Source organism: Segatella copri, from assembly GCF_015074785.1.
Classification (GTDB): Bacteria; Bacteroidota; Bacteroidia; order Bacteroidales; family Bacteroidaceae; genus Prevotella.
Map to the genome: position 1 here is coordinate 1,281,612 of NZ_CP042464.1, position 17,262 is coordinate 1,298,873.

Annotated in this window: 17 protein-coding genes and 1 tRNA gene; 5 read left to right on the forward strand and 13 right to left on the reverse strand. The window is 46.1% G+C overall.

Annotation, left to right across the window (positions count from 1 at the left end; translation table 11 throughout):
- Nucleotides 1–41: 41 nt before the first annotated feature.
- Nucleotides 42–1,016, forward strand: a complete 975-nt coding sequence (locus tag FO447_RS05705) for a hypothetical protein (RefSeq protein WP_200758050.1) — start codon at nt 42–44, stop codon at nt 1,014–1,016.
- A gap of 166 nt (nt 1,017–1,182) precedes the next feature.
- Here FO447_RS05705 and rsxA read toward each other — a convergent pair whose 3' ends face one another.
- The 7 genes from rsxA to FO447_RS05740 form a co-directional block, all read right to left on the reverse strand.
- A complete protein-coding gene (gene rsxA, locus FO447_RS05710; protein WP_006848658.1) occupies nt 1,183–1,785 on the reverse strand; it encodes an electron transport complex subunit RsxA in 603 nt (200 codons plus the stop codon).
- A 41-nt stretch (nt 1,786–1,826) separates the two neighbouring features.
- Nucleotides 1,827–2,411, reverse strand: coding sequence for an electron transport complex subunit RsxE (rsxE, locus tag FO447_RS05715; RefSeq protein WP_022121864.1), 585 nt, complete (start codon nt 2,409–2,411; stop codon nt 1,827–1,829).
- Between the two features lie 6 nt (nt 2,412–2,417).
- Nucleotides 2,418–3,092 (reverse strand): RnfABCDGE type electron transport complex subunit G, encoded by a 675-nt coding sequence (locus FO447_RS05720; RefSeq protein ID WP_118190013.1) that lies wholly within the window; start codon nt 3,090–3,092, stop codon nt 2,418–2,420.
- Between the two features lie 13 nt (nt 3,093–3,105).
- Nucleotides 3,106–4,107, reverse strand: coding sequence for an RnfABCDGE type electron transport complex subunit D (locus FO447_RS05725; RefSeq protein ID WP_200758051.1), 1,002 nt, complete (start codon nt 4,105–4,107; stop codon nt 3,106–3,108).
- A 50-nt stretch (nt 4,108–4,157) separates the two neighbouring features.
- Nucleotides 4,158–5,510: an electron transport complex subunit RsxC gene (gene rsxC, locus FO447_RS05730; RefSeq protein WP_200758052.1), complete on the reverse strand. Its 1,353-nt coding sequence runs from the start codon at nt 5,508–5,510 to the stop codon at nt 4,158–4,160.
- A 3-nt stretch (nt 5,511–5,513) separates the two neighbouring features.
- Nucleotides 5,514–6,434 (reverse strand): Fe-S cluster domain-containing protein, encoded by a 921-nt coding sequence (locus tag FO447_RS05735; RefSeq protein WP_118416518.1) that lies wholly within the window; start codon nt 6,432–6,434, stop codon nt 5,514–5,516.
- 81 nt (nt 6,435–6,515) lie between these two features.
- Nucleotides 6,516–6,929 carry a SoxR reducing system RseC family protein gene (locus FO447_RS05740; RefSeq protein ID WP_006848664.1) on the reverse strand — a complete coding sequence of 138 codons (414 nt, stop codon included), beginning with the start codon at nt 6,927–6,929 and terminating at the stop codon, nt 6,516–6,518.
- Between the two features lie 230 nt (nt 6,930–7,159).
- Here FO447_RS05740 and FO447_RS05745 point away from each other — a divergent pair, with 230 nt between their 5' ends.
- Complete coding sequence (locus FO447_RS05745; protein ID WP_006848665.1) at nt 7,160–7,609, forward strand: hypothetical protein; 450 nt, start codon at nt 7,160–7,162, stop codon at nt 7,607–7,609.
- 129 nt (nt 7,610–7,738) lie between these two features.
- Here FO447_RS05745 and FO447_RS05750 read toward each other — a convergent pair whose 3' ends face one another.
- Genes FO447_RS05750 through FO447_RS05760 form a run of 3 tightly spaced genes read right to left on the reverse strand, consistent with a single transcriptional unit; the run spans nt 7,739 to nt 11,266 of the window.
- Nucleotides 7,739–9,247 (reverse strand): glycoside hydrolase family 10 protein, encoded by a 1,509-nt coding sequence (locus tag FO447_RS05750; protein WP_200758053.1) that lies wholly within the window; start codon nt 9,245–9,247, stop codon nt 7,739–7,741.
- Nucleotides 9,248–9,284: 37 nt separating this feature from the next.
- Nucleotides 9,285–9,932: a trimeric intracellular cation channel family protein gene (locus FO447_RS05755; RefSeq protein WP_117692538.1), complete on the reverse strand. Its 648-nt coding sequence runs from the start codon at nt 9,930–9,932 to the stop codon at nt 9,285–9,287.
- Nucleotides 9,933–9,991: 59 nt separating this feature from the next.
- The gene (locus FO447_RS05760; protein WP_200758054.1) at nt 9,992–11,266 is read right to left on the reverse strand and encodes a replication-associated recombination protein A; all 1,275 of its coding nucleotides are present in this window, start codon (nt 11,264–11,266) and stop codon (nt 9,992–9,994) included.
- Nucleotides 11,267–11,396: 130 nt separating this feature from the next.
- On the opposite strand from FO447_RS05760, the gene FO447_RS05765 reads away from it, so the two are divergent.
- From FO447_RS05765 to FO447_RS05775, 3 genes are all read left to right on the forward strand, one after another.
- On the forward strand, nt 11,397–12,209 hold the full coding sequence (locus FO447_RS05765; RefSeq protein WP_117692402.1) for a hypothetical protein: 813 nt from the start codon (nt 11,397–11,399) through the stop codon (nt 12,207–12,209).
- A gap of 33 nt (nt 12,210–12,242) precedes the next feature.
- Nucleotides 12,243–12,464, forward strand: coding sequence for a hypothetical protein (locus FO447_RS05770; RefSeq protein ID WP_022121874.1), 222 nt, complete (start codon nt 12,243–12,245; stop codon nt 12,462–12,464).
- A gap of 416 nt (nt 12,465–12,880) precedes the next feature.
- Nucleotides 12,881–12,951, forward strand: a tRNA-Cys gene (locus FO447_RS05775).
- A 445-nt stretch (nt 12,952–13,396) separates the two neighbouring features.
- Here the strand turns inward: FO447_RS05775 and FO447_RS05780 are convergent.
- From FO447_RS05780 to FO447_RS05790, 3 genes are all read right to left on the reverse strand, one after another.
- Complete coding sequence (locus FO447_RS05780; protein ID WP_200758056.1) at nt 13,397–14,389, reverse strand: rhamnogalacturonan acetylesterase; 993 nt, start codon at nt 14,387–14,389, stop codon at nt 13,397–13,399.
- Between the two features lie 124 nt (nt 14,390–14,513).
- A complete protein-coding gene (gene hisS, locus FO447_RS05785) occupies nt 14,514–15,878 on the reverse strand; it encodes a histidine--tRNA ligase (protein WP_022121877.1) in 1,365 nt (454 codons plus the stop codon).
- A gap of 98 nt (nt 15,879–15,976) precedes the next feature.
- Nucleotides 15,977–17,251 (reverse strand): adenylosuccinate synthase, encoded by a 1,275-nt coding sequence (locus tag FO447_RS05790; protein WP_117692408.1) that lies wholly within the window; start codon nt 17,249–17,251, stop codon nt 15,977–15,979.
- Nucleotides 17,252–17,262: the final 11 nt, after the last annotated feature.

Consider the following 17,262-nt stretch of genomic DNA (forward strand, 5'->3'; position numbering starts at 1 on the left):
AAAAAGAAACATGAAGTATAACAATTAAAAGATATACGATTATGAAACGAATGATAATAGCTCTGGTAGCCATGTTCATGATGACATTCACTACCGCTTCTGCAATGAGTTATGAGCAGGCAAGACAGCAGGCTCTCTTCCTGACAGACAAGATGGCTTACGAGCTCAATCTTACGGAAGACCAGTATGAGGCAGCTTACGAGGTGAACCTCGACTACCTGATGAGTGTAGATACATACGATGACCTGTATGGTGCTTACTGGCGCCAGCGCAATATGGATTTGAGCTATATCCTGCTCGACTGGCAGTATAGAACATATATCAATGCCACCTACTTCTACCGTCCGCTTTACTGGAATGCGGGCTACTGGCACTTCGGCATCTACGCCCGCTATCCTCGCCGCGACTATTTCTACTTCGGTCGCCCTCACTTCTACGTATCTTACCGTGGAGGTCATAGCTGGCGAGTAAACGGAAACAGAAGCTGGTATCACGGAAGAAGTTTTGGCGGCCCTCACCCTGGTGGACATCCTAGAGTAGGTATGAGAGACGGATTTAACCGTGGTGATTACGGCAGAGGAAGATCTTTCGGAAATCTGAACCGCGAGAACAGACCTCAGATGAATCCAAACCGTGGTTTCGGTAATGCAAGCCGCCCTAACAACAACGCTGGCTTCGGAAACAGCGGCCGCCCTCAGAACGGAGGCTTCGGAAATAACAACGGAGGCTTCGGCAACAGCAGCAACCGTGGCTTCGGCAATAGCAACAGTCGCCCTAACCGCGGTTTCGGCAGCAGCAACAGCAGCACCAGCAACAACCGTGGGTTCGGAAACAGCAGCCGTGGTTTCGGAAACAGCAGCTTCGGAAGCGGAAGAAGTAATATCTTCGGGGGCAACCGCAGCAGCATGAGCCGTTCATTCAGCAGCGGGTCTGGCAACCGTGGCGGCGGATTCACCCCTCGCTCTTCTACACCAAGCAAGAACAATGGCGGTGGAAGCTTCGGACACAGAAGATAAGAAAAGAGAAAGAGTTATAATTTCAAGTTTATAAAGACAGAGAGTTAAGAAAAATCTAGAACTCAAGTAAGAGAGTAAGAAAATCAAGTACAAAAAATGGGAATTTGCATCGGTTCATACCATTCGCAAATTCCCATTATTATTTTATCAACTTTCAGTAAAAGTTTTACTCCAATCCGAAGAGCGATTTCAAACCGCCATCTACGCCCGAGAATCCCATGAAGGCGAGGCTGAGGAGCGCTGCAGTTACCATGACGATAGCTACGCCCTGCATGCCCTTAGGAATACGGACCAGAGCCTGCTGCTCGCGAATGCCGGCAAAGACAATGAGAGCCAGAGCAAAGCCGAGAGCTGTAGAGAAGGCGTAAACCACGCTCTCCAGGAGATTGTAGTCCTTCTGGATAACCAGGATGGCTACACCCAGCACGGCACAGTTGGTAGTAATCAGAGGCAGGAAGATACCGAGCGCCTGATAAAGCGCAGGAGAAACCTTCTTCAGGATAATCTCTACCATCTGAACCAAGGCTGCAATCACGAGGATGAATGCCAGGGTCTGGAGATATTGCAATCCGAACGGATCGAGTACATACTTCTGAACACACCAGGTAATGATGGTTGCCAGGGTCAAGACAAAAGCGATGGCACCACCCATACCGATGGCTGTATCAACTTTCTTCGATACGCCCAGAAATGGACAGATACCAAGAAACTGCGACAAGACGATGTTGTTGACGAATATCGCAGAGATAAATATCAATAAATATTCCATAATTTCTATTTTATTTCATTGATTTGAAGCGATGCCTACGCTTACTTCTTTACCTTATTAAATATAGCAATGATGTACCCCAAGGTGAGGAAAGCTCCAGGAGGCAGGATGAACATCAGAATATTGGTAGTCTCCGGCAACAGAGTGATACCGAATACACTACCTGCACCGAGTATCTCGCGGGCACTACCCAGGATGGTCAAACCGAGGGTGAAGCCCAAACCGCAACCAATGCCATCGAAGAGGCTGGCAATAGGCGAATTCTTGGCAGCAAAGCTCTCTGCCCTACCCAGGATGATACAGTTTACTACAATCAGCGGAATATAAATACCCAGCGCCTGATTGATGCTGTCGGGAGCATAAGCGCTCATCAACATCTGAAGGATGGTTACGAAGGCTGCAATCACTACGATGAAAACAGGGATGCGAACCATATCCGGGGTAATCTTCTTGATACAGGAAATAACAAAGTTGGTACAAATCAGCACCGCCATGGTAGCCAATCCCATAGAGAGACCGTTGATGGCGCTGGTTGTTGTAGCCAAAGTAGGACACATACCGAGAAGCAACACGAAGGTTGGATTCTCCTTGATGAGTCCGTTCATCAAAATCTTAACATTACTCATATCGGTTTATCCTTTCTTTTCGTTATGTTCAACTTTAGATGCACCACTCTCTGCATCTGCTTTCTGAGATGCACCGCTCTCGCCATCTACACTCTTACCTGCATAGGCAGCGTAAGCCTGATTGATAGCCTTGAGGAAGGCGCGGCTGGTAATGGTAGAGGCGGTGATGGCGTCTACGGCATTGCCACTCTTATCGTCCTTAGATACGTGGAGGTCGCCATCCTTTGGAGTCTTACCGATGATGCTACCCTTTCCGTCCTTCTGGAACCAGGTAGTAGCCTTGGCACCCAGACCTGGAGTCTCTGAAGCCTGAAGCACGGTATAACCCATAATCTTGCCCTCGGTATCGAAACCTACGAGCACCTTCAGGTCGCCACCGAAACCACCGGTAGTACTCTCTACGGCTGCACCCAACTGCTTGCCGCTCTTGTCAGAGCACTTGTGGATGGTGAAAGAGAATTCCTTACCGCCAAACTCCTGCTTCACCTCTTCCGGTTCAGCCACCTGGAGATCTTCTGTGCCCATCACGCTCTTGATACCGGCAGCCAGACTCTGTGCAGCCTTCTCGGCGATAGGACCAGATGTAAGATGATTGATATATGCAAGCACAGCACCTACGATGAGCGCTACGCCCACCAGCACAAGCACCATGTTCTTCAATGATGATTCTAATTTCTGCATGTCTCTGTCCTCCTTATTTCTTAACAGGCTTCTCACCGAAGCGCTTTGGTTTAACGTATGTGTTAATAAGAGGTGTGAACGCATTCATGATAAGAATGGCGAACGACATACCTTCAGGATAGCTACCCCAGTTACGGATGATGACGGTCAGCAGACCGATGCATACACCATAGATAAGCATGCCCTTGTGAGTCATTGGAGAGGTTACATAATCAGTAGCCATAAAGATGGCACCGAGCATCAGACCACCGCTGAAGATGACAGCCAGAGGATTGGCATAAACAGGATTAGCCAAATGCATCAAACCGCTGAAAACGAATACGGTAGCGATGATGCTTACTGGTATGTGCCAGGTGATGACCTTCTTCCAAAGCATGTAAGCCAAACCGAGCAAGAGGGCGAATGCACAAACCTCACCGGTTGTACCGGCTCCGAAGGTATCGCCAGTGGCACCGAAGAGCAGGCTCAGCGCATCAGGCAACTGGTTGAGAACAGAAGCATCGCCCGTCTTGATGGCTGTCTTCATGATAGCCAGCGGAGTAGCACCCGTTGTAGCATCAGTATAGCTGAGCATCTGTCCGGCAACAGGCCATGAAGTCATCTGGGCAGGGAAGCTGACGAGCAAGAAGCAACGGCCTACCAAAGCGGGATTGAAAGGGTTGTTACCCAGACCGCCGAAGCTCATCTTACCTACACCGATGGCAAACAGGGCACCGATGATGATGATCCAGAGAGGAAGGTTACTTGGCAAGTTCATGCCAAGCAAGAGACCGGTAATGATGGCAGAACCATCGAGCAAGCTGGTCTCCTCCTTCAGGAGATATTTTGTAATTGCCCACTCAAAGAAGACGCAGGCTGCCACAGAGGCGAGCAGTACGACTGCTGAACCCAAGCCGAAGAAATAGAAAGAAGCGAGGATGGCAGGCACGAGAGCGATAATCACTCCGTACATGTTCTTCTCTACGCTCTCATTTCCATGAGCGTGTGGCGATAATGAAACGATTAATTTACTCATTTTTTCTTTTAAATTCTTTCTTAAATGAAATTCATTCTTGACGTGAACGCTTACTTCTTGGCGTTGCGAGCTCTGATAATGCCCATTACCGCTGCCTTACCGTTGATAATGTTATCGAGGATAGGACGATGAGATGGACAGGTGAACTGGCATGAACCGCAGGCAATGCAGGATGTTACCTCTTCTGCCTCCAGGCGCTCATAATCCTTCACTACGCTCAGGGTAGCGAGCAAGTATGGCTCCAGACCCATTGGACAGGCATCCACACACTTGGCACAACGGATACATGGCTGAGCCTTCTTGCGGTGAGCATCAGCATCGGTCAATACGGTGATGGAGTTGGTACCCTTGGTTACCGGTACATCGAGGCTAATTACAGCCTTACCCATCATCGGACCACCAGCCAACACCTTGTTGTCGCCCTCTGGCAAACCGCCACAGTTCTCAATCATCTGAGAGAATGGGGTTCCCATACGCACGAGGAAGTTGCCTGGATTCTTCACCTGCTTACCGGTAACGGTAGTATAGCGCTCAAAGAGAGGTTTGTTTTTCATAACTGCCTGATAAACAGCGAAGGCAGTACCAACATTCTGAACAATTGCTCCAACGTTGACAGGGATAGCTGGAGGAGCAGGAACCTGGCGGCGGATAACCGCATCTACCAACTGCTTCTCACCACCCTGTGGATATTTCTTGGCAAGAGGAACTATCTCGATACGAGAATCATTGGCTGTCTTCTCCTCGAAGAGTTTGATAGCAGCAGGTTTGTTATCCTCGATACCGATGTAGCCCTTCTCTACCTTAGCCGCCTTCATCAGAAGGTTCAAGCCAACGAGAATCTCATCAGCATGCTCCAGCATCAGGCGATAGTCGGCTGTGATATAAGGCTCACACTCTACACCGTTGATGATGACGCACTCAGCCTTGGCTCCAGGAGGAGGACAAAGCTTGATGAAGGTTGGGAAACCAGCACCACCCATACCAGTGACACCAGCCACCTTGATGCGGTTTACGATTTCCTCTGGAGTTAGCTCAGTATGAGCCTCCAGCGTCTCGAGTTTATCAGAGCGGTCGATACTCTCCTCCCACTCATCGCCTTCTACATTAATAATAATACAAGGCTTGCGATAACCGGTAGCATCAATAGATGTATCTACCTTGAACACAGTTCCTGATACGGAACTGTAAATAGGAGCACTCACAAAACCACCCGCCTCAGCGATGAGTGTACCCACCTTCACCTTGTCGCCCTTGGCAACTACAGGCTTGGCAGGAGCACCGATGTGCTGACCAAGTGGGAAAATAGCCTGCTTAGGGAGAGGTGCTACCTGAGTAGCCATCTCAGCAGTAATCTTATTCTCTTCTGGGTGAACTCCACCAATTCTAAAAGTTCTCAAATTCATGATTTAATCCTCCTTCTTTTCTTCTGAAACCTCAGCCTTAGGAGCAGCTACTGGAGCCTCTGCCTTAGGTGCAGCCTCTGCAGCTGGCTTTGCCTTCTTAACTGGGAAATTAACTTTTACGAGAGCACCTGTTGGGCATTCATCAACACACTTGGTACACATGCGGCACTTATTGAAGTCAACATAAGCCACATTGTTCTCAATGGTAATTGCATCAAACTTGCAGACCTTCTGACACTTACCGCATCCGATGCAAGCAACGCTACAAGCCTTCTTGGCAACAGCACCCTTGTCGTGGTTTACGCACTGAACGTAAACTCTACGGCCCTTAGGACCCTTCTTGCGGAGCTCGATGATATGACGTGGACAAGCGTTGGCGCAAGCACCACAACCCGTACACTTCTCTTCATCAACCTCAGGAATGCCAGTTTCAGGATTGATAGAGATTGCACCAAACTGGCAGGCAGCCACGCAATCGCCACAACCCAGACAGCCGAACCCGCAGCCTGTTTCGCCAGCGCCACATGAATTCATAGCTGCACAAGTGTGCAAACCATCATACTCGGCAATGCGAGGACGATTCTCGCAAGTACCATTACAACGAACCACAGCCACCTTTGGCTCGGTATTGGCTACTGCCATACCTAAAAGGTCGGCTACCTTGCCCATCACGTCAGCTCCACCTACCGGACACATCAGTCCATCAATAGAACCGGCATCAGCACCCTTCACCAGAGCTGCAGCCATACCGGAACATCCGGCAAAACCGCAACCTCCACAGTTGGCACCTGGCAGAATCTCTCCTACCTGGCCCAAGCGAGGGTCTTCTTCGACGGCAAACTTCTTAGATACTCCGAAGAGAACCAGCGCTGCAATCAGCGCGATTGCTCCGAGAACCAAGACAGCAATCAAAATAAAATTCATAATTTTTTGTGTTTTGTTTTGTTATTTTCTTTGTTTTAAATAAAAGTTCTCCACTTAAACTACAGAAGCACATCACGTACCCTATGATTCTATAGAGAAGCTCAGTTTGTTTTTAAGTTTGTTTCTGAATAAGTAGAGCACCACATAGTATGGAATGAGAATGCCCAATGCCGAGAGCGCTGCGGCGCCCTCTGAGTGAGTAGCTTTCAGTACACCCACCAAAGCGATCACCATCAGTATCAGCGGCAAGAGATAGCCATAGAAACTGGCTCTGAAGCCTACAGCCGAATCAGCAGTCACCACCACGCTATCGCCTTTGTGGTAGAGAGACGCCTCAGAGGTAGAAACCTCAATCATCTTCTCTTTCGATTCAGATGCAGTACAATGAGCAGCCACCTTGCAAGCGCTGCAGGCTGACGACTGTACAATGCGAATGCACACACAACCTTCTTCTACGCTTTCTACGATGCCAGAATGTTTTATTTTGTTATTCATTTGTAATGTTGAGATTGCATTTTTGCAATTCAAGTGCAAAGATACTACATTATTTAGAAATGGCAAACAAAATCGAAAAGAAAATATAAAAAAAGAAGCGTAAACGTTATCTATACCCTGGAATCAGGCAGTTTGAGAACAAATTAAAAGCAAAAATGCTTTTTTTTAGCAACTTCTTTTGGTGATATCAATTTTTTATGTATCTTTGCATGGATTATTAAAGAATTGATATGGAAACATTAGAGCAAACAATCATGCAAGTAGAGCGCTTTATCAGAAAAGTGGCTCAAAAGTTCCCTGCGCCAGAATCTGACGACGAGACTTCTCAAATGACCGACATCCACGTAAGGGTTTCGCAAGACAGTGGCGAACTCCTGGCCTTTGACGACGATGACAACGAGATTACCCGCTGCGTCGTTGAGCAATGGATAGAAAACAAGGATGAAGACTTCTACGACGAGGTAGCAAAGCTGCTTCGCGATGTATTGCGCAAACAGGCTGATATCATAGATCATCTCGGCATTCTCAAGCCATACAGCTTTGTGCTCGAAGATGACGATAAAGAGCATATTGGCGAGCTCTATCTTGCTGACGATGATACGATCATCGTAGGTGGTGACTTGATGGAGAATCTGGACAACGATCTGGACAACTTCCTGAACGACCTGCTGAAAGAATAAAATGATACGGACGGAAGGGCTATATTGTCCCTCCATCCCAACAAAATAAAAAACCGTTGCACTCTCTCCTATCGAGTACAACGGTTTTTCTGTTTTTAACGGTCTTTCCGTTTATATCATCTAACCAATCTAAAAAGAAATTTTCTTTTTCTTACCTTTACTTTCGTTTCCTACCCGGTCGAGAGCAGTTACTACATACACATATTTCTTGCCACTCACATAAGGGATGCGATAGAAATTATCATAAGTTACTGCCTGGAGTGCAGAAACATCATTGAGATTTACCTTAGCACCTTTCTCAAAACGATAGATAGCAAAACGGTTCACCTGATCGCCCCACTTTTTCTTGCTAGCCTTAGGAGCCTTCCATACCAGCAGCGGACCTTTCTCGGTCCACATCAGCTTGACACCCTTTACCCCCTTTGGTGCCTTATTATCAAGAAAAGGCATAGAGGGTGGCAATGCTGGATACTTCCAATAATTGTTGCGGAGTGTATGTCCGATATTACCTACATTATCGGCAGCAGTCTGCGCATACCAGAGCACAGTGCCCTTCACATTATTCATCTGCTGATGCAAACGGTGCTTGGCAGGCAACTGATGACTGCGCGGATTGACTGGGTCAGCAAACTTGGCTGTACGCTCTATATCTTCACCTATATATAATGGGCGGTTGCCAGCATGCTTATTCCACCAGGTTATGAGCGTTTTGTAATCGGCAGCACGATTGCCTATCTCCCAATAAATCTGAGGCACACAATAGTCTATCCAACCATTATTCACCCAAAGCAAAACATCAGCATAAAGATCATCATAATTCTGGAGGCCGAAAGTTTCAGAACCATCAGGATCGGTACGCTTGTTGCGGTAGATTCCGAATGGAGAAACACCAAACTTAACCCAAGGCTTAACGGCATGGATGGATTCGCTGAGCTGCTTTACAAACCGGCTCACGTTATCACGGCGCCAATCACCTATGTTTCGCATGCCGCGCGACTGCTGGCTGAAGAGCTGCTGATCAGGAATCTGACGTCCGGCCTCTGGATATGGATAGAAATAATCATCAATATGGAATCCATCAACATCATATCGGCTTACAATGTCCACAGCCACCTCGCAAATATAGTCGGCTGCAGCCTGCAACCCAGGGTTCAACAGCGTCAGCTTGCCATACTGAAAACAGAGATCAGGACGCTTCTTCACGATATTCTTCGGCGAAACCTGCTCATAAGAAGTTACGCTATGCTTGGCACGATAAGGATTAATCCATGCATGAAGCTCCATGCCACGATTATGACACTGCTCTATCATCCACTGCAACGGATCCCAATAAGGAGAAGGAGCCTTTCCCTGCACCCCCGTAAGAAACTTGCTCCAAGGCTCTAAATCACTCTTATACAAAGCATCACACTCGGCACGAACCTGAAAGATTATCGCATTCACGCCATCCTTCTGCAGTTCATCAAGCTGTCTGGTAAGCATCGCCTGGATCTGCTGCGTACTCTTGCCCAGATACTGTCCGTTAACACACTGTATCCAGGCTCCACGAAACTCTCGTTTGTTCTGAGCCATCATTGTTGCCGACGACATCAGCATCATTGCAACAACGAGCATCAAAATCGCTTTCAGTCTTTTCATCTGTTATCTGTTATTTATCAATTTCATTTTTTCCTTTTCATTCTACTGTTTGTTCTTCATCCCTCAGCTTCGGGAGTGAAATATGGTATCTTACAGCCAGCAATCGGATGGCGCAAACCACACAGAAAGCTACAATCACCGTAATATAGAGGCTCACACCCAGATAGCTCAATCCCCAATAAGCCAAACCACCGGCGACACAAGCCATCGCATAAATCTCCTTTCGGAAGATGACCGGCTCTTCATTAAGAAGCACATCGCGGATAACCCCGCCTGCAGCACCCGTGATACAGCCCATGATGATGGCTACCCAAAAAGAGAAACCACATTCGAGCGACTTCTGGATGCCCGCAATATTGAAAAGCGCCAAGCCCAAGGTATCAAACAGAAACCAGGTATTGTCAAGACGCTTAAGATAGCGGTGGCAAGCAATCACTACCAACTGTGCAAACAGCGTACAAATCAGGTAGATAGGGCTCAACATCCAAAACGGCCGCACACCAAGCATCACATCTCGTATGGTTCCACCACCTATGGCTACAGCCACACCACAAACAAAACCGCCCAGCCAATCATAGTGCTTACTTGCAGCCAGACGAATGCCCGAAAGGGCAAAAGCAAATGTACCGATGAATTCTATCACACTATGAAGCGTGAGCACGAATTCAGGATCGCCATGTATCATCATTTTCTCGTATCAGTTAGTTGTTCTAAAAATCAATTTCTAATTATTCTTTCTAATCACTAATTCTTGAATCTTTCTCCCCAACAGGTAACCATCCAGTTGTAGAGGCGCTCCTCGGAAGGCGAATGCTGCGCATGCCAGAAGCGGGCATCCTTCAGTTCGTCTGGCAGATACTGCTGCTCAGTGAAATGTCCAGGATAATCGTGAGGATACTTATATCCGTCATGATAGCCCAAATCTTTCATCAGTTTGGTAGGAGCATTGCGGATGTGCAGCGGAACAGGCAGATTACCTGTTTGCCGTACAGTAGCCAGCGCATCATTAATGCCCAGATAAGCACTGTTGCTCTTCGGACTCGTGGCAAGATACACCACAGCCTCAGCAAGGGCGATACGCGCTTCGGGCCACCCTATCTTCATCACCGTATCGAAGGCAGCATTGGCAAGCAGGAGTGCATTCGGATTGGCAAGTCCCACATCCTCAGAGGCACTAATTACAACCCTACGGGCTATAAACTGCGGGTCTTCTCCTCCTTCTATCATCCTCGCCATCCAATAGAGCGCAGCATCGGGATCGCTTCCGCGAATACTCTTGATAAAGGCTGAGATAATATCATAATGCATATCACCCTGTTTATCGTAAGCCAGCGGATTCTGTTGCAACTGCTCTTCTACCATCTTGTCGGTAATCACAATCTCTGAAGAGCCGGCAGATTCTACCACCAGTTCCAGAATATTGAGCAGTTTGCGGGCATCTCCACCACTATATCGCAGCAGCGCGCCCGTCTCTTCCAGCTTAATATTCTTCTCTCTGAGTTCTACATCCTGCGTAATGGCACGATGCAGAAGCCCTTCAAGATCAGCCTTTTCGAGCGGTTTGAGCACATAAAGCTGACATCTGGACAACAGCGGCCGAATCACCTCGAATGAAGGATTCTCGGTGGTAGCACCTATCAGCGTAACAATACCCTTCTCTACCGCACCCAAAAGCGAATCCTGCTGACTCTTGGAGAAACGGTGAATCTCATCAATAAACAATATAGGAGAAGCCGAATTAAAGAATCTACCACTTTTTGCTCTTTCTATCACGTCGCGGACATCCTTTACGCCACTGGTCACCGCAGAGAGGGTGAAGAACGGCACCTTGATAGTTTGTGCCACGATTTGAGCAAGGGTAGTCTTGCCCACTCCAGGGGGTCCCCAGAGGATAAAAGAGGATATGCGCCCTGCGTCAATCATCTTGCGCAGCACGGCCCCCTCACCTACCAAATGCTGCTGTCCTACATAGTCAGCAAGCGTGTGAGGTCTCATTCTTTCAGCTAACGGTTCACTCATAGTACGTGCAAAGGTAATGAAAAAAATCGAATTCCAAATAAAAAAGTGACCAAAAACACAAAAAAACAGCAAGAAAATTTGGATATATAAAAAGAAGTACTTACTTTTGCACACACAAACACAATTGAAGATGAATAAAGATAAAATATTAACACTGAAGAATGTTACTAAAAGTAGCATTTGGGAATTGCAGGAGAACGATGTGTTCCGTCTTTGGGAAGCAGTAGAAAAGGATGCTGACCTCAAGGATTTCCAGAACAAGTATATCGCAGTTATCCGCAGCGCATTCGAAATGGAACCAGTGACGGTAGACCGTCCTGAAGTGATTGACAAGCTGATGGCACGCGGCTTCAAGATTGGCACTTTCCGCATCAACGACAAGAAGGAAAAGTATGCCATCAAAAAGCGCCCTATCATGCGCGTTACTGATCTTACTTACGAAAATGTAAGTCACATCACCGCCAATAAGCTCATCGAACTCTTGGAGCGCAACTTTGGTGGTGGCTGGGAGAGTCTGCCTCAGAGCATCCAGGACATCATCGAAAGTAATTTCGACATCAGCACAACTACTCTTCCTGCTGACCGCCTGAAAAAGCCAGGAGGTCTGTACGAGAAAAAGCTCGCTGATGACTACGAAGTGCTCGTGGTACCAAAAGGTTCTTGGGTAGAAGCAATCTTTGCCAAGGAGAAGCCAAAGGTAGAAAAGGTTCGCATGAGATTCGATGATGAGAATGATTTGAAACGCAACGACGACCTGCTCGACCCAGACGAGGATGAAGACGAGGATGCACCAGAAATCGAGGATCACTACAACGATCCAGATGAGGATGACGATGCATTCGATGACGACAAGCTTACTGAGGAAAGCTACCGTACTACCTTCGAAGACCCGGAGAACCTCGGTCTTGATGATGCAGAAGACGTAGCCGACGATGATTATTAATTCAGTTTATACATTATTATAATATAAAGAGAAATGAACGCATTAATTGGATTTGTTGCATTAATCGCTGTAGGCCTCGTAGGTTGGGCGATTGCAGAATTTAAGTACAAGGCTTTCACTTTCACCCGTTCAGAAAAGGACATCGAGGAAGAGAAAGAGCTTGAAGAGCAGAAACGCGCAGAGGGTTTCAAGGAGATGAACATCCGCGACATCATGCGCAAAAACTCAACCAATGGTTATAACGCCGTAGGTTAGTATTATGTTAATTTACCTATGCTTATGATACAGTATATCATCATAGCAATCATATTGGCGGCATGCATCACGTATGCCGCCATTTGTATCTACCGCTCCATCAAACAAGCACGAGAGTGTAAAAACTATCAATGTTCAGGTTGTCCGTTCGTTGAGAAATGCCAAAAGAATAAAAAGAAAGAGGCTACTCAGCGGAAAAAACAAGAGTAGTTCTCATAAAAGAGCTGCTAAAACTACTTTTATTGTCATGCAGCGAGGAAACCAGACAAAAATTAAAGCATTTCAGAACCCGTTCATTATGAGCAAGATACAAAGAAAGTGATTGTTTTAATTAAAAAAGTTGCATAAAAATTTGGTAGAACCAATAAAAAGTAGTACCTTTGCACTCGCAAATCAGAAATGATTGTTCTACACAAGGTGTCTTAACCGAGCGGTTAGGTAACGGTCTGCAAAACCGTGTAGAGCGGTTCGACTCCGCTAGACACCTCATAAAAAAGGAAGTTCTTCAATAAGGACTTCCTTTTTTCATATCTACTCTCCCCCATTTTCATTCCTCATTTCTAGGTATTCATCAAAACCCCCATTTTTAGGTATTGCACAATTATAAAAATCTTCGTACCTTTGCAACCGTAAATGATAAACATCAGAACTGAGGTTATCCTACGAGTAGGAATTGCCCCTTGCCAAAAGCAATTCTGGTGAACGTTTGAAACTTTTAGATAATTGAGACAAAGATAGAAATTAAAATCTTGTTCGCTAATAGAAATAATTCATAATGTTTTTGTATAATATGAAAAGGGGTGCTTGTGAAAGTACCCCTTTTATGTATAGGTTTACTACATGGCGATGCATTTTGTTCTATGTCACGACGCACAGACTTCTACATCGCCATGTAATTTCAAAGATATCGGGAGTTTTAAAAAAGCCTGTTACTATTTGATTTTAGCACCAAATGACTTGACAAACTTAATCTTCTTGCCTTTTGCGATGATTGGCTTCTTCCATTCACCACCCAAAATACGGATAACAGCCTTCTTGCCTACAGGAACCGCATCTACAGCCTTCTGCAAATCCATGAAATTGCCTCGACCTTCTGCAGAGACTACATAATCATAATGGCAGACATGAGACTTCAGCGCTGGCACCTGCTCAGCTACAGCATCAGCAAGCGCACCGGCAACCACACGTGCACCATATACATTATAATGGGTATTATCTTTCTTACCCTTAGGAACCTGCGGATTCTCGCCAGGCATAAACCACATATGTAATTTGCGGCTGCCTTCAATACCCATGCCCGTTTCTATATCGTGGGTAATCTTGGTAGCATCAACAAACGGAACATTCAGCTGCTTTGCTACATTGCGGGGAGCTATCACATAAGCCCCGTGGGTGTCGATAAGCGTATCACTATTAATCTGCTCCCTTCCATCATATACTTTATTGCGAAGCTTCTCGTCATCATCATTCTTCAATTCTGCAGAATAATAGCAGCGACGAACCACCGCATTGAACAGTACAGGAATACCACCCTTGGCACGGGTCTCATTTACATATCTGGCAAGGTTTGCATCAAAAGTAGATCCCGGATCAGTATGACGGTCAGGCATTGACTTCTCATCGTTATGCCCAAACTGGATAAACACATAATCACCTGGCTTTATACTATCCAAAACCTTTTTCCATCTTCCTTCATTGATAAAGCTCAAAGAAGAACGACCATTAACAGCATGATTGTCAACAATCACCTTGTCATCAAAAAAGCCTTGCAATACCATCCCCCATCCTCGCTCTGGATTATTTCTAAAACCACCTTTCTCGGCAGCGGTAGAATCACCTATTACAAAAATCGTTGTTGTCTTTGTGCTGGATGTCATCAGCAACGCCAGTATGAATACACATAAAATAGCTTTTATTTTTTTCATTTGTCTGTAGTTTTTAGAAGTTACTAAAATTATAGTTAGGCATACACGCTAACACATAAAAAGCTCTCGCCCTGCCGCACTGCATATTCACATATACAAGCACGAGAGGACGAGAAAGAGAGTATTATTTATTTACTTTGGCTATCAATTCCTCGGCAGTAACCAAGGTTTGTTCGCCAGTTTCCATATTCTTAAGCGTAACCTTGCCCTGAGCCATCTCATTCTCACCTGCAAGCACCACAAACGGAATATTCTTGGCATTGGCATAGCTCATCTGCTTCTTCATCTTCGCCTTATCAGGGAAGATTTCAGTACGGATACCGGCTGCACGAGCTGCACTTACTATAGGCAGGCAGTAAGCTGTCTCCTTTTCACCGAAGTTGATAAACAGTACCTGAGTAGCATTTACAGCCTCCTTCGGATAAAGGTCGAGCGCACCTAACACATCATAAATACGGTCAGCACCAAAACTGATACCAACACCGCTCAAACCTGGCAAACCGAAAATGCCAGTGAGGTTGTCGTAACGACCACCACCTGTAATACTTCCCATTGGAGTATCAAGCGCCTTCACCTCGAAGATTGCACCCGTATAATAGTTCAAGCCACGAGCCAGGGTGAGATCCAGTTCTATCTCGTTGTTCAAGCCAAGAGTCTTCAAGGTATCGAGGATAAACTTGGTTTCCTCTACACCCTTCAAACCAACTTCTGAACCTTCGAGAACCTTCGCTATCACTTCAAGTTTCTCATCATTAGTTCCTGACAATGAGATGATTGGCTGCAACTTCTCAATGGCATCTTCAGAAATGCCGTCATTGCGCAACTCTTCGTTTACATTGTCAAGTCCGATTTTATCAAGCTTATCGATGGCCACTGTGATATCTACAATCTTCTCAGCCTCGCCGATAACCTCTGCAATACCGGTAAGAATCTTGCGGTTATTAATCTTGATGCATACACGAACACCAAACTTGGTGAACACGGTATCAACAATCTGCATCAATTCGACCTCATTCAGGAGAGAATCTGAGCCAACCACATCAGCATCACACTGATAGAACTCACGGTAACGTCCTTTCTGAGGGCGGTCTGCACGCCATACTGGCTGAATCTGATAACGTTTGAAAGGCATCTGCAACTCCTCGCGGTGCTGCACTACGTAACGTGCGAAAGGAACGGTCAGGTCATAACGAAGACCTTTCTCACAAAGTTTCGCTGCTAATTTGAGTGAACCGAGAGAATGAATATCCTCATCGCTCACCTTATTCATATAGTCGCCTGAATTCAATATCTTAAAAAGCAGTTTATCACCCTCTTCACCATACTTGCCCATCAAAGTCTGAAGGGTTTCCATGGCAGGGGTTTCAATCTGCTGGAATCCATAAAGAGCATACACTTCCTTGATGGTGTTGAAGATGTAGTTGCGTTTCGCCATCTCAACAGGACCAAAATCTCTCGTGCCCTTTGGTATACTTGGTTTCTGAGCCATTTATTAATGTTTAATATGAATGTTAAATGTTTAATGCCTAGCGCAATGTTAACCCCTCAAAGTAAACATTAAACACTAAACATTAAACACTATATAATTTACTTGCGTACAATAGTCTGAGCACGGTCTGGACCGATAGAAATGATACCGATCTTAGTCTCAAGGAACTCTTCTACGAAAGCAATATAATCCTTGAACTCCTGTGGGAACTGATCTTCAGATGTGAACTTAGTCATATCTGTCTTCCAGCCCTTGAACTCCTTGTAAACAGGTTCTACATCATCGATTTCGTATGGGAAATCTGTTGTAACAGAACCATCCTTCAACTTATATGCTACGCATGCCTTGATGGTATCGAAGCCATCGAGCACGTCGCTCTTCATCATGATAAGCTCGGTAACACCATTCACCATGACAGAATACTTGAGCTGTACAAGGTCGCACCAGCCACAACGACGCTCACGACCGGTAACAGCACCATACTCATGACCGAGGTCACGAATCTTGGCACCAGTCTCATCGAAAAGCTCTGTAGGGAATGGACCTGCACCAACACGTGTACAGTAAGCCTTCATGATACCATAAACATTGCCAATGCGGTTAGGACCGATACCTAAACCAATGCAGGCACCTGCACAGATAGTATTAGAAGAAGTAACGAATGGATAAGAACCGAAGTCAACATCGAGCATAGTACCCTGAGCACCCTCGCAGAGGATATCCTTGCCAGAACGGAGCACCTTGTTGATTTCTACCTCGCTATCGATGAGTTTGAACTGCTTCAAGTATTCGATGCCCTCCATCCAGGTCTTCTCAACCTCTGTAATATCGAAGTCGGTATAACCGAGACTTGCGATGGTTTTGAGATGAGCAGCCTTGTGAGCAGCATACTTCTCCTCGAAATTGTCAAGGATATCGCCTACGCGAAGACCGGTACGGCTAACCTTGTCAGTATAAGTAGGACCGATACCCTTACCAGTAGTACCTACCTTGTTCTTTCCCTTAGAAGCCTCGATAGCAGCATCGAGTACACGGTGAGTAGGCATGATGAGATGTGCCTTCTTAGAGATGTAAAGACGGCTCTTCAAATCATGACCGCTCTTCTCAAGATCCTTAGCCTCACCCATAAAGAGGTCTGGAGCCAAAACCACACCATTGCCGATGATGTTCACCTTACCACCCTGGAAAATACCAGAAGGGATAGAGCGAAGCACATACTTCTCGCCCTCAAACTCCAATGTATGTCCAGCATTAGGACCACCCTGGAAACGAGCAATGACATCATACTTAGGGGTCAACACGTCAACCACCTTACCTTTACCTTCATCGCCCCACTGCAAACCCAGCAGGACATCTACTTTACCTGTGTTCATTTTTTATCTTT